The organism is Vibrio sp. 947, from assembly GCF_033339115.1.
Lineage (GTDB): Bacteria > Pseudomonadota > Gammaproteobacteria > Enterobacterales > Vibrionaceae > Vibrio > Vibrio alginolyticus.
On sequence record NZ_JAWOTX010000013.1, the window covers coordinates 143,179 to 156,116 of the forward strand.

The 12,938-nt window shown below is 45.9% G+C and carries 12 protein-coding genes; all 12 read right to left on the bottom strand.

Annotated features, from left to right (window positions below; all coding sequences use genetic code 11):
* Positions 1-46: 46 nt before the first annotated feature.
* On the bottom strand, positions 47-1,102 hold the full coding sequence (gene fliG / locus R7Q39_RS17225) for a flagellar motor switch protein FliG (protein ID WP_005380470.1): 1,056 nt from the start codon (positions 1,100-1,102) through the stop codon (positions 47-49).
* Positions 1,095-2,837 carry a flagellar basal-body MS-ring/collar protein FliF gene (fliF, locus tag R7Q39_RS17230; RefSeq protein WP_005380462.1) on the bottom strand — a complete coding sequence of 581 codons (1,743 nt, stop codon included), beginning with the start codon at positions 2,835-2,837 and terminating at the stop codon, positions 1,095-1,097. Before fliF ends, fliG begins: the two co-directional genes overlap by 8 nt.
* A gap of 14 nt (positions 2,838-2,851) precedes the next feature.
* Positions 2,852-3,163 (bottom strand): flagellar hook-basal body complex protein FliE, encoded by a 312-nt coding sequence (fliE, locus tag R7Q39_RS17235; protein WP_005384482.1) that lies wholly within the window; start codon positions 3,161-3,163, stop codon positions 2,852-2,854.
* Positions 3,164-3,285: 122 nt separating this feature from the next.
* Positions 3,286-4,695: a sigma-54-dependent transcriptional regulator gene (locus R7Q39_RS17240; RefSeq protein WP_005394318.1), complete on the bottom strand. Its 1,410-nt coding sequence runs from the start codon at positions 4,693-4,695 to the stop codon at positions 3,286-3,288.
* Between the two features lie 36 nt (positions 4,696-4,731).
* Complete coding sequence (locus R7Q39_RS17245) at positions 4,732-5,763, bottom strand: sensor histidine kinase (RefSeq protein WP_318076480.1); 1,032 nt, start codon at positions 5,761-5,763, stop codon at positions 4,732-4,734.
* 199 nt (positions 5,764-5,962) lie between these two features.
* Complete coding sequence (locus R7Q39_RS17250; protein ID WP_318076481.1) at positions 5,963-7,429, bottom strand: sigma-54 dependent transcriptional regulator; 1,467 nt, start codon at positions 7,427-7,429, stop codon at positions 5,963-5,965.
* 287 nt (positions 7,430-7,716) lie between these two features.
* Positions 7,717-8,127 (bottom strand): flagellar export chaperone FliS, encoded by a 411-nt coding sequence (fliS, locus tag R7Q39_RS17255; protein WP_005380457.1) that lies wholly within the window; start codon positions 8,125-8,127, stop codon positions 7,717-7,719.
* Between the two features lie 12 nt (positions 8,128-8,139).
* On the bottom strand, positions 8,140-8,445 hold the full coding sequence (locus R7Q39_RS17260) for a flagellar protein FliT (RefSeq protein ID WP_005380456.1): 306 nt from the start codon (positions 8,443-8,445) through the stop codon (positions 8,140-8,142).
* Positions 8,446-8,448: 3 nt separating this feature from the next.
* Positions 8,449-10,443, bottom strand: a complete 1,995-nt coding sequence (gene fliD / locus R7Q39_RS17265) for a flagellar filament capping protein FliD (protein ID WP_154205107.1) — start codon at positions 10,441-10,443, stop codon at positions 8,449-8,451.
* 21 nt (positions 10,444-10,464) lie between these two features.
* The gene (gene flaG / locus R7Q39_RS17270; protein WP_005384493.1) at positions 10,465-10,899 is read right to left on the bottom strand and encodes a flagellar protein FlaG; all 435 of its coding nucleotides are present in this window, start codon (positions 10,897-10,899) and stop codon (positions 10,465-10,467) included.
* A gap of 92 nt (positions 10,900-10,991) precedes the next feature.
* Positions 10,992-12,122: a flagellin gene (locus R7Q39_RS17275; protein WP_005380449.1), complete on the bottom strand. Its 1,131-nt coding sequence runs from the start codon at positions 12,120-12,122 to the stop codon at positions 10,992-10,994.
* Between the two features lie 288 nt (positions 12,123-12,410).
* Positions 12,411-12,938, bottom strand: a 528-nt coding sequence (locus R7Q39_RS17280; RefSeq protein ID WP_206946719.1) for a flagellin, incomplete at its 5' end; no start/stop codon positions are given.

Genomic DNA, 12,938 nt, shown 5'->3' on the forward strand with positions numbered 1-12,938 from the left:
AGAAGTGAGGGTGCTCCGCAATAGGATAATTGCGAAGCAATAGAAATTATAAGAATTCGTCAGCACCGCCAGATAGCATGAGCTCACCAGCATCCGCCATTCGACGGGCAATTGCTAAGATTTCTTTCTGAGCGGCTTCTACATCTGCCACTCGTACTGGCGGCATCGCTTCTATGTCATCACGCATCATATCAGCAGCACGTTTAGACATATTCTTGAAGACTTTCTCACGTAACGAGTCATCTGCACCTTTGAGTGCTTTTTGCAACACGTCTTGTGGTACGTCACGCAGCAACTTCTGAATACCTTGGTCGTCCACTTCGACTAAGTTTTCGAAAACAAACATTAGGTCTTGGATTTGCGTCGCCATGTCTTCGTCCTGATCGCGAATTTGTTCCATCAACAAACCTTCGACGTTGTTGTCTAGGTAGTTCATGATCTCCGCTGCTGCTTTCAGGCCGCCAATTTTGGCTGCTTGTGCACCCGCTTGACCCGCGAACTGTTTCTCCATGATTTCGTTCAGCTCTGCCAATGCTGATGGCTGAACTTCTTCAAGGTTGGCAATACGCATCATCAGATCCAAACGCACGCGCTCAGGGAACTGAGACAAAATCTCTGCAGATTGGTCTGCTTCTAAATAAGACAGTACGATAGTTTGAATCTGTGGGTGTTCATTGACAATAATGCTCGCCACTTGGCGTGGGTCCATCCATTTCAAAGAATCCAAGCCTTTTGAGCCCGTACCAAGTAGGATCTGGTCAACTAAGTTGTTGGCTTTGTCTTCACCAAGAGCGGCAACCAGTGCATTACGCATAAAGTCTTCGCTGCCCATACCAATGTTGGTGTATTTCTGGATATCCTCCAAAAACGCACGATGAACAGCAGATACCTTGTCTTGGCTGAGATCCTTCGCGCGAGCCATCGCACTACCAACACGCTGAACCTGTTTTGGTTCTAGGTGACGGATAATGCCAGCTGCATCTTGTTCATTAAGGCTCAGTAGCAAAATTGCCGCTTTTTCTTCGCCAGTAATGGTTGAAACATCCAGCTCTACTGGCATTCCCGCGGCGTTGTCATCTTGAGGTACGATATCGTTAGCCATTGTCATTCATCCAGTTTTTCACTACTTGAGCAGCCAGTTCAGGTTCATTCGCAACCAGAGCGCGAACCGCTTTCAATACATCTTCATCTTTATGAAGGTTTGGCAAATCAATACTTGAGCCAAACTCGAACAGTTCGCTGCTTTCGATGTCACTGCCAATCAAGCTAGTTTCACCATCCGCACCAATCGGCAAGCCGTCTGGTCCGTACATTTCGTCTTCATCATCGCTGGTAGGGTTAAGCAATTTCTTCATTGCTGGGCGAACCAGAACCAACACAACCACAATAATCACTAATGCACTTGCGAACCAACGAACCCAATCACTGAAGTTAGGGTGCTCCCAAATTGGTGGTTCTTCTAGCTGCTCAGCCTCTGGCTCAGCAAACTTTACACTCAATACATTCAGCAAATCGCCACGGCCTTGATCAAAGCCAACGGTACCAATTAATACTTGGCGAATGGCATTAATTTCAGATTCGGACATTGGGGTATAAGTCACTTCACCCGTATCAGGGTTAACTTGACGACGGTCTTTAATCGCAACAGAAACGGTCTGACGAGCCACCGTCCCGGTCTGCTTTCGCTCGTGGCTGATGGTGGTATCTAGCTCAAAGTTACGCGTGGACTCTTTACGAACTGAACCCTGCCCCATGACAGAACCATCTTTCATTTGAGCCACATCTTGCGGAATTGAGGCATCCGCTGGAGGCTGATTACTCAACGCACCCGGAATACCCGCTACCATGTTACCGTTATTGTAATCTTCGAGTGCGTACTCACTGCGGGTCGCAGGGGTGTTCGGATCAAAGCGTTTGCGAGTTTGTTCAACCGCACTGAAATCCATTTGGATATCAACCTGCGCCGTATAGTTGCCATAACCTAAAATCGGTAATAGTACGGAATCAATTTTTTCGCGCAGCGCTTGCTCTTGGCTGCGTTCTAATTCTTGTTCTTTGCGTCGCGCCGCAGAAGCGGGATCTTGGGAGCCTGAGCTGAGTAAGCGGCCATGCTGATCTGTGACGGTAATTCGAGAAGTTTTCATTCCCGGCACGGCACTCGCTACCATGTCGACAATAGAATCCACTTCTTGCTGCTTAAGGTTCGTGCCTGTCGACAATGTCAAAAATACCGACGCAGACGCTTCTTGGTTATGACGCACAAACACGCTGTGCTTTGGCAGTGCCAATAACACTCGTGCTTTGCGAACTTGCTTCATTTCTTCAATTGCTTGAGCCAATTGGCGCTCTCGACTGAGTTTGAGACGCTCTTGCTCGAGACGTTGTGAAACACCAAAACCCATGTCTTGCAGCAAAATATCATCGCCTGCTTCTGTAGCTTGGTTAACGCCGGAACGAACCATGCCAAGTTTGATCGAGTTGTACTCACTCGATTCAACAGAAACAGTATTGCCATCAAGCTTATAATTGATTTTCTGCTGGTCCAGATAATCCAGAACGGGGATCAATTCTTCGGTCTCATACGCACCAAGTGGGCGCATCTCCGGTTCTTTGACCCAAAAGAACAGCATCACGATCAATGCAACACAGATGGATATCGACAGCACAAGCACAACCTGACGAAGTAAATCGAGGTCGCCCACTGCCATATCGAATTTTGACGCACTGCGCTCTTCTAGATCTGGATTTTGACTCTCCACATCCACATCGGAACTTGCTACCAGTGCACCATCTGAGCCGCCTTCAGTGACGGTTAAATCTGTAGACTTGTCTGCCACACTTATTACCTAAATTACACTGGCATGTTCATGAGATCTTTATATGCCTCAACGAGTTTATTGCGAATTTGAACCGTCGCATCAAAAGCGACACTAGACTTGTTACGAGCGATCATAACGTCAGAAAGGGATACATCGGCATCACCACGATCAAAACGGGTTTGTAAATCACCAGATGCTTTTTGAAGTGTGTTCACGTTATTGATGGCTTTAGTTAGGAGATCGTTAAAATCCGCTCCAACTTTCGCCCCACTTGCAGTAGGAGCCGTATTGGTTGCTTCTACCATCATGGCGCGCATTTCTGCCTGAATACCATCAATTTTCATTAGCACCTCTAAGCCAAAAGATTGACTATTAACAAAACTGATTATTGACATAGCAATTAACGTGCCATAAGACATTAGCAATCAATTTACTTACACTTTTCGTCTTATGGCTGTTGTCTGTGTTAATTCGGGATATCTATACCAGCATCACGCATTTTGGCAAGCTTATAGCGCAAGGTTCGAGGGCTTATACCCAGTTTCTCCGCCATTTCTTTGCGTCGACCATTACACTCAACCAAAGTCTCCAAAATAATGGCGTATTCTTGATCGCGCAGCTCGCTACCTAAGCCTTCTCCACCAGTTACTGGGCGGCTAACACTCTCAGCTTGAGCAACTGGCTTAACATTGGGCACGACCATATCTGCATTTTGCACCACGTGTTGCAAGCTATTGGCATCTTGCCAATCTACGCCCTCAAGCAAAATGTGCTCTGCATCGATGTCGCCATTTTCACTTAATATCAGCGCTCGTTGAACCACGTTATCCAATTCACGAACATTACCCGGCCAAGGGTATTGCAATAGTTTTTCTAACGCAACGGTCGAGAATTGAGGCACTGGCATGCCCATTTTGCTGCAATGACGCTCAGCAAGATGCTTGGCAAGCGGTGCAATATCGCCTTTACGTTCTTTAAGTGCAGGCCACGCAATTGGGAATACATTCAGGCGGTAATATAAGTCCTCTCTGAAGTTTCCTTCTGACACGTATTGCTTAAGATCACGGTTACTCGTCGCTAACACACGAACATCTAACTTGATGCTTTTGCGACTGCCTAGGCGCTCTACTTCTCGCTCTTGCAAAACACGCAACAACTTCGCTTGCAGGTTCAGGTCCATTTCGCTGATTTCATCAAGCAAGATTGTGCCACCTTGCGCTTGTTCAAACTTTCCTGGGCATGCCTGAACAGCACCAGTAAATGCGCCCTTTTCATAGCCAAACAGTGTTGCTTCGAGCATATTGTCAGGAATCGCGGCACAGTTAATTGCGACAAAAGGACCATTTTTACGATTTGACGCGTTGTGAATATAACGCGACATCACTTCTTTACCTGAGCCACTCGGACCTAGCACCATAACATTCGCATCTGTACGTGCCACTTTATCGGCCAACGCGAGTAAGCGCAGACTTTTCTCATCAGCAACGATAGCATCACCGTTGTCATCACTTTTTATCGGTGCATAACGACTGACCATATTTAGCAACACTTCTGGTGCAAATGGTTTCGCCATGTAGTCAATCGCGCCATCTTTCATTGCAGACACGGCATCTTCAATGTTGGCGTACGCCGTCATTAGCAATACTGGTAAGTTAGGCCAATTCTGCTTGATGCTTTTGAGCAGAGCTAAGCCACCCATACCCGCCATTTGCACATCAGAAACGACGATATCAACCGTATTCGATTTCAGCTTCAACAGTGCATCTTCAGCACAGTCCGCTTCCAACCACTCATACCCTGCCAGAGCCAGAGTATCGACTAGGGCTTCACGAAGACCTTCATCGTCTTCTACGATCAGCACTTTGCTTTGCGCCATTATGATTCTCCAGAAATTGTTATTACCAAAAGCCGCTTATTGCGCTTCTGTTTGCACTCGCTCTAGCGGAATGCACATGGTGAAGCGGGCTCCATCACCCTGCTCTGAAATAAGCTCCAATCGACCGTCATGGGCACGGCAAACCATTTGAACAACTGCCAACCCTAATCCAGTTCCTTGAGAACGTGTGGTAAAAAATGGCTCCATGATTTTGGCTTGCAGTTCTTCGGGCACACCCGGTCCGCTGTCTTGCACAGAAATGCGTAACTCACCATTTACCGGGCGGAAAAAAATATCGACTTGCGATTCTTTACCAGACATTTGAATCGCATTCATGACCAGATTACTCAATGCAGATGCAATGGCGTTCGCATTGCCTAGTAGTTCAGTTTGTTCTTCTTCCACTTCTAGGCAGTAATCAATACTGTTGTTTTTTAGCGCGGTTTCGACCATCGGCTGATATTCCGCTACCAACTGGGCAATCGTAAATGGCTTAATGACTTTATTATCACCACCTTTAGCAAAAAGCAGCATATCATTAACCTGCTTTTCCAAATCGTGCAGTCGATCCATTAATTTGGTTTGGAAGCGATCTTTTGTCGCTGGAGGAAGATTTGGCGCTCCCAAATTGGATGCATATAACATAGCGCTCGACAGCGGCGTTCTTACTTGGTGAGCAAGCGATGCAACCATACGTCCTAACGACGATAAGCGCTGTAAATCACTGACACGAGCTTGAAGTAAACGGGTTTCGGTTAAATCGGTAATCAGGATCAATTGACCTGTTGTGGACGCCGAGATGGCGAGTCGAACTTTACGGCCATTACGTAATGAAACTTCGTGGCCATCATCTTCACGTGGGTCAAACACCGCCTGGATAACGTTGAACCATTTTTCGTTAACCAGTGGAATCTCAAGAATTCGGTGCGCTTCTGGATTTGCTTCACGCACTACTCCGTACGTATCGAGCAAAATCACTCCAGCAGGCATCACATCGAGCACCTGTTTGTAGCGCTCAACCTGATTCTCTACGGAATCTAAATGGGATTGATTGGTGTTGTTATCCATTACTGCCTGTCGAAATATCGCCGCTAAAACTAAAATAGCTTGGTAAGCAATTAGCGTACCAAGCTATTTTCTATATTTATCAGGACGTTAAGCTATCGACAATAAGTTGACACTCAGAGATAACGGTTTTGGATGCCAGAAAAACGATGTTAACCAGCCCAAGTGATTATTCAGATATCGTCTTAAAACTTCACTTTACCTAGCGCTGTAAGTTGTACTTACGCATTTTTTCCACCAGCGTAGTACGTCGCATACCCAGCATGTCGGCCGCTCTTGCTACAACGCCACCCTGCGCTTCTAATGCTTGGCTGATCATATTAACTTCTAAATCAGCCAGCAGCTCTTTCAAATTAACCCCTTCCGGTGGCAGCGCTTGCGGGGCGTTCATGCTGTGATCAAGGTCGTCTTGATCTTCAAAGCTAAAATCTTCAGAGAAGATATCTTGGAATACATCACGCTCTTGCTCTTCCACCGAAACAAATGGGTTGCTCTCTGGTTGGAACTCTGGGATGTCACTGTAGCGATATTTGGTTGGTAGATGGTTTACATCCACCAAGCTATTTGGATACAGAATAATCATTCGCTCAACAAGATTAGCCAACTCGCGTACGTTGCCCGGCCAGTTATGCTCCATCAGTGAGTTGATTGCACGAGGTGTAAAGCAGATAGGTTGTCCGCCCTCCGCCTCTAAACGTGTCATCAGTTCTTGCAGCAGCAATGGTATATCTTGTTTGCGCTCTTTCAGCGCTGGCATCTCAATTGGAAACACGTTCAGACGATAGAACAAGTCTTCTCGGAACGTACCTTCTTCAATCATATTTTCTAGATTACGGTGTGTCGCCGCCACAACTCGAACATTTACCTTGATGGTACTATTGCCACCTACACGTTCAAAGCAGCGTTCTTGCAATACACGAAGCAACTTTACTTGCATCGACATTGGCATATCGCCAACCTCATCAAGAAAGATCGTGCCACCGTCTGCGAGCTCAAATCGACCTTTACGGGCAGTTAACGCACCAGTAAACGCGCCTTTTTCGTGACCAAATAATTCGCTTTCTAGGAGCTCAGGCGGTATTGCACCACAGTTAATAGGTACAAATGCGCCATCGCGGTATGAAGAGTGATAGTGGATGTTACGCGCAACAACTTCTTTACCTGTACCGGACTCACCTAAGATCAACACGTTTGCTTCCGTGTTTGATACTTGCTCAATCAGGTGTCGAACTTCTTGAATACCTCTACTTTGACCAACTAAGCTGCGAAAAAGCGTGTTTTTGCGTGCACTAGCAACAACATTCACTCCTTTTAGCCCCAGAAAATCTTTGCAGTGGCGTAACGCTTCACTAAGCTGTGGGTAATTAAGCGGCAGCTCTAGTTCACCAACAAAATTTGGAAGATCATCAACAGGCAAAGGAAAACGGCCCATGACTAGAAGAGGGATGTGGTAAGCGCTGTTTAAATGAGAGATAACCGTACTCGCCGCTTGACCTGCTGGAATATTACCAACAATACAGCACGACCATACGCTAGACCAATCAACAACGCTGAGCTGATCAGAACTGACCGCTTCGCAATTTTCTCCAACAAATTCCAATATATTGCTTAAATTTAAACGACTTGATGCGTCATCATCAATTACAAGCAGCTTTGCCAAACCATGCATAAGTAAGAATGATTGCCTTTATTTTAGGTGCGTTGCGGCCAAACCTTGATTTGCGCAATTGGGTGCTAAAGAAGGCAGAACCACCACACTCAATTTACGATAGACAAAATAGGAAAATCAGCAACAAAAAAGCCATTAGGGCTACTAATGGCTTCTATTTTATTTGAATATAAAAATAAGGCAACCAAGCAATGGAGAGGTGTGAGCTTGATAGAAACTTTGCTACACAACTCGTTGCGCAATTGACAAATATATTCGTCTAGTATCTTAACGCATTGTTTTGACTATTAAATACCAACTTCAGCAGCGGTAAGATTATGAAACTCTGTTGGGATTTGGTCCCAAGCGGACTTGATCTCACGGATAATGTCGATAACGTCGTCGATCAGCTGAGGCTCATTTTGATGGTTAGCAGCAGAAATTTGCGTGATCATAAACTCATACAGTGAATCTAAGTTTGAAGCAATATCACCACCGTCATCCATAGATAGACAGCTGCGTAGCGCGATAATGATGTCTAACGCTTTACCCAAGCGCTCACCTTTTGCTGGAATATTGCCTGCTTGCATGGCTGCTTTACCTTGAATAAGGCGCTCAATCGCACCAGCCATAAGCATTTGAATGACTTTGTGCGGAGAAGCCGCGCTAAGCTGGCTGTCGACTGATACCTTTTTGTATGCTTGCAAAGAACCGCGCATAGTAATCCTCTTTTAAATAAATTTTTTGTACTGCTGAAGTGAACGCTGGCCATAACGAAACTTATGGAGCTCTTTTCCGACCTTTGACGTTTCCGATTGCATCAGCTCGACAATTCTTTTGGTACGAGTTAGCAATGCTTGCCACTCTGCATCCTGCTTAACCAAAGGATTTTGATGAATAATTGGTAACAGGTTTTGCAATAACCGTTCCCTGATATCGACCAAGCGAAGAATTTCTTCAGCATTAAAATCAATTTTTTCTAATTCTTGCGTAATTAGTTGATCTATATCACTAATTTCCATGAGTTCTTTTTGCATTTATTAACCCAACGCACTCATCAAAGCGCCTAACTGGCCCTGCATTTTACCGGTCGCATCTTGCATCGCGGTAAACTTCGCATGAGTACGCTTCTCTAGGCTTTCCATGCGGCGATCTAATGCCGCTTGATCGTCACTCAAACGGTAGTTTTGTTCTGTGAGACTTTTTTCTCGAGTACGAATACTGCCTGTAATACCTGTGATACCGTGAATCGCATCTTCTACTCGTTTAGCAAAACCTGTGTTGCCACCGAAGAACTTTTCTAACTCGTTGAAGTTATTGTTCAACTGGCGGTCTAGCATGTCATAGTTGATTTCTAGGGTGCCTTGACGTGTGGTCGTAATGCCAAATTCTGTTAAGGACTTTAGGTTTTCAGGTGCTTTATCGATTCGAGTAGAAAAGACCGATTTTAATCGTGAATCTGCACTGCGTACGGTGCTGTCACCTGACAACGGCCCTTTTTGGCCAGTTACCGGATCCACACTCGCCAACGCTTGGGAGGTTTGATAAAACGAGTTATACGCTGCCACAAAGTTTTCGATATCGTTGCGTACACTTTGACGGTCGTACTCGACACCAATTTCAGCAGGCGGTTTATTCGGTTCTGATTTGCCTTTTAGCGTTAAATCAACACCTTCGATCGCATCTTCAATCACATTGTTGTGGCTAGATAGCTTTGCCACTCCATCAAGCAGAACTTCTGAATCTTGCCCTGCTTGTACTTCTGTCATTCCAAGGTATTCTTCAAAAGCAGATTGTGCCTTTGCGATTTTCGCTTCTGCTTCATCAATTTTTTCCAGACGCTCACGTTCTTGAGGATCAAGTTTAGCGCGATGAATTTGCTTAGCTTGCGCTTCGGAAAGTTCACCACGTGCCACTTTTTCGTCTAACGCTTGCTTTTCACTCGCAATTTTTTGCTCGATTTCCGCTTTTTCTTGCTCAAGAAGCTGCTTAGCCTCTTTCGTCGTAACGTAAGAATCGGTTAGGGTGCCCGATGCGGCATTATTCCAGCCTGGTACATCTGGTGCCTTCTCTATTGCCTTTTCGTCGAGTTCAAGCTCTGGTTCTTCATAAGAGTCCAACAAAGTACCTGACGCAGTTTCTGTCCACCCTGGAATTCTGTCTTCAGGGCGTAAGCTCGCGCGTCGGTTGGCTTCATCAATGGCTTCTTGACCAGCTTTGGCTGCTTCTGCACCCGCCGCAGAGATTGGCGCTTGCGATGCATCATCTTGTACATCGTCTGCCGCTTTTTGCTCTTCTGGAGGTAGAGGATTGCCGTTTGCATCCAGCTCTTCTGCTGGTTGTTCCGGAAATTTAAGAGGACCTAAGACATCTTCCGCCGCTGAACGAGCTTCTTCAAGCGCGTTGACGCGGTCTTCAAGTGTTTGGTATTCGAAATATTTAAGAGGGTTGCCTTTTTCTGCCTCCACACTGACTCTGATTTGATGATCCTTACCAGAGAGGTTAGAAGCAAGGATAAGGCGTGGACCTTCGACGTCGTTAATAAGAGATGCACGAACGCCAGGGTTATCTTTAGCGCCATTAATGCCGCGTACGACATCGATGAGCTTAGATCGGGAACGAACATCGATATTAAAACGCTCGTCACCAAGCGAAATCTGCAGCTTACCAGGGCCAAATTTTGCGTCTTCTGGCAATACGTCAGAAGCGACTTTATGGCTCTGAGCAAGCTGCAACACATCGATAGCATATTTGCCAGCGATAGCATCTGTGGTTGCCGTGGCAGATACGATATTGTCATCGGTCGTTTCGACAGTGCGAACGGCAAATGCTTTCTCCTGACGAAAGTTCGCCATGAGATTTTTCATCGTATCCAATGATTCTCTGAGTCGCCCGTAAGCACTGATACTGGCATTAATTGTCGTGCGTTCGTTGTCGATGCGTTGCTGCTTTGGTACGCGTTCGGCATCCACAATTTTGCTGACCATGGAATTAATATCCATGCCGCCAGACATCCCCAAAGGGCCTAAACTCATCAAATCACCTCTAAAAACGACTTACACTTTTTCAGTCAACAACCCGCTGTTGGCTGTGTGCTCAGCTAGGCGACGCAATACCACTAGCATTTCTTCATCAGGAATTTGACGAATCACGTCACCGGTATTGGCTTCATAAATCGTCACCACATCTCGTCCGGATTCTTCATCCACTCGAAATGCGACTCCTTTGTTTATGGACGTTACAAATTCATTCATTTGTGCGACCAATTTTTCACGTTCTTCTTTGTTCAGTTCTTGACGGCTTTCAGCCATCTCGATCGCAGCTTGAACAGAGAAATCGTATTCGGTGTTTTTCGCTTTTTGCGGCGAAATCTCACCATTTGAATTTGCTGGGCTAGACGTGCCTATATCATTGCCATTTTTATTTGCAAACTTTGTGCCATTTGGCGTGCCGTAAGGCTGGATGTTCGATGCGTAGGAGGATATATCCATTACAATCTCCCTTCCACCTTATGGGCTAACGATAGAATCTATCGCTTTGGTGCCCCAGCACTAAGGTGTTGACCTCAGGCTGGGTTTACCACTTAGCCCAACAAGCTTAGCGCTGCAGATGGAGACTGCTTCGCTTGAGCCAGGATTGAAGTACTTGCTTGCTGAAGAATTTGCGACTTAGTCATCGCAGTGGTTTCCTTCGCGTAATCAGTATCTTTAATACGGCTTTTAGACGCGTTAACGTTCTCGTTAATGTTGTCTAGGTTGCTGATTGCGTGGTTGAAGCGGTTTTGGAAAGCACCGAGTGAAGCTCGTTGGCTGTCTACGGACTTAAGAGCACCGTCGATAACCGCTACTGCTTCTTGAGAGCCAGCTACTGTGGTTACGTCGATGTCTTTCACTGTTACGTCTTTCGGGCCACCAAAGCCGATCTCGTCTGCTAGGTTGCCAGAAAACTCAACATCACCTTCAACTTTTTGAGAAGAAGCAAATACTTGTAGTTTGCCATCTTCGCCAACAGAGGCTTTTACATCATCGTTTTGACCGTTGATGTATGTCGCTAGCTGCTCAATATCATCGCCTTGCTTAGCGCTGATTGATAGCTCTTTCTCTTCACCCTGCTTGTTGGTGTAGCTCATTTTGAACTCTGTTTTCTCACCAACAGTCCAAGATGCGTCCTTACCCTCTTCTGCTGCGTAGCTCTTACCACCCATTGCTGAAGTGTCTGAGCGTAGGTTACCCATAGAAAGCATCACTGCTTCACCTGAGTCCGCACCGATTTGGAAAGATTGAGTACCGTAAGTACCGTTTAGAAGCTTGTTACCACCGAAAGAGGTAGTTTCAGCAATACGGTTTAGCTCATCGTTTAGCGCTGTTACTTCTTCTTGGATCGCTACACGTTCTGCTTTTGAGTTAGAGCCGTTCGCCGATTGAAGCGAAAGATCACGCATACGTTGTAGGATGTTGGTAGATTCATTCATTGCACCTTCAGCAACCTGTGCAATAGAAATACCGTCGTTTGCGTTTTTCACTGCCATGTCTAGGCCACGGCTTTGTGCATTCAAGCGGTTTGAAATCTGTAGACCTGCAGCATCGTCTTTCGCGCTATTGATTTTATAACCCGAAGACAAACGCTCCATTGATTTTTGTTGACCGTCAGCTGCCTGGTTTAGGTAACGCTGTGCAGTCATCGCAGAAACGTTAGTATTAACGTTAATCGCCATAATTGATCTCCTTAAGGCTTTAGTGAATGTACCGTCGTGTCTCTCACCTCACTTAGGTACATCTCATTTCTCTCAGTCCCTTTAACGGCGACCGATGAATATCCTTTAGAAGAAATTTTCAATTTTTTGCGATTATTTTCTTTGGCTTACTGAAATGTGATGAAGCTCTAATGTCGTGATTCGCAGAAATCCTGGGGCCCCAAAAGACAGAAAAAAACCCAGCCGAAGCTGGGTTTACTCGCTCATCTCTCACCACGAGCCAATGAGGTTCTCGTCTTAGGTTTGAAATTAACCTAGCAGACTTAGCGCTGAGTTTGGCGCTTGTTTCGCTTGCGCAAGGATTGAGCTTGACGCTTGCGATAGAATTTGTGACTTGGTCATTGCCGTCGTTTCTTTCGCGAAGTCAGTATCTTTGATACGGCTCTTCGACGCATTCACGTTCTCGTTAATGTTGTCCAAATTGCTGATTGCGTGGTTGAAACGGTTCTGGAATGCACCCAGCTCTGCGCGGTGGCTGTCTACGTATTTCAGTGCTGCATCGATGATAGCAACAGATTCTTGTGCGCCACCAACTGAGGTTACGTCGATAGTATCTACCGTTACTTTTTTACCTTCGCCCAAACCTAGCTCACCAGATAGGCCGCCTGAAAACTCGACTTCGCCTTCGACTTTGTTGTTGCCAGCGAAGATTTGCAGTTTACCGTCTTGGTCTACTGAGGCTTTCACTAGGTCAGTTTGACCGTTAATGTAAGTCGCAAGCTCTTCGATATCGTCACCCGCTTTTGCGCTGATGTTGATTTCTTGCTCTTGGCCGTA

Bases quoted from the DNA above. Each gene is read 5' to 3' on its own strand.
- R7Q39_RS17275 (WP_005380449.1), bottom strand. From the start codon at position 12,122: ATGGCGATTAACGTTAATACTAACGTTTCTGCGATGACTGCACAGCGT.
- R7Q39_RS17260 (WP_005380456.1), bottom strand. From the start codon at position 8,445: ATGCAAAAAGAACTCATGGAAATTAGTGATATAGATCAACTAATTACG.
- R7Q39_RS17240 (WP_005394318.1), bottom strand. From the start codon at position 4,695: ATGGCGCAAAGCAAAGTGCTGATCGTAGAAGACGATGAAGGTCTTCGT.
- fliS (WP_005380457.1), bottom strand. From the start codon at position 8,127: ATGCGCGGTTCTTTGCAAGCATACAAAAAGGTATCAGTCGACAGCCAG.
- fliE (WP_005384482.1), bottom strand. From the start codon at position 3,163: ATGAAAATTGATGGTATTCAGGCAGAAATGCGCGCCATGATGGTAGAA.
- flaG (WP_005384493.1), bottom strand. From the start codon at position 10,899: ATGGATATATCCTCCTACGCATCGAACATCCAGCCTTACGGCACGCCA.
- R7Q39_RS17250 (WP_318076481.1), bottom strand. From the start codon at position 7,429: ATGCATGGTTTGGCAAAGCTGCTTGTAATTGATGATGACGCATCAAGT.
- fliG (WP_005380470.1), bottom strand. From the start codon at position 1,102: ATGGCTAACGATATCGTACCTCAAGATGACAACGCCGCGGGAATGCCA.
- fliD (WP_154205107.1), bottom strand. From the start codon at position 10,443: ATGAGTTTAGGCCCTTTGGGGATGTCTGGCGGCATGGATATTAATTCC.
- R7Q39_RS17245 (WP_318076480.1), bottom strand. From the start codon at position 5,763: ATGGATAACAACACCAATCAATCCCATTTAGATTCCGTAGAGAATCAG.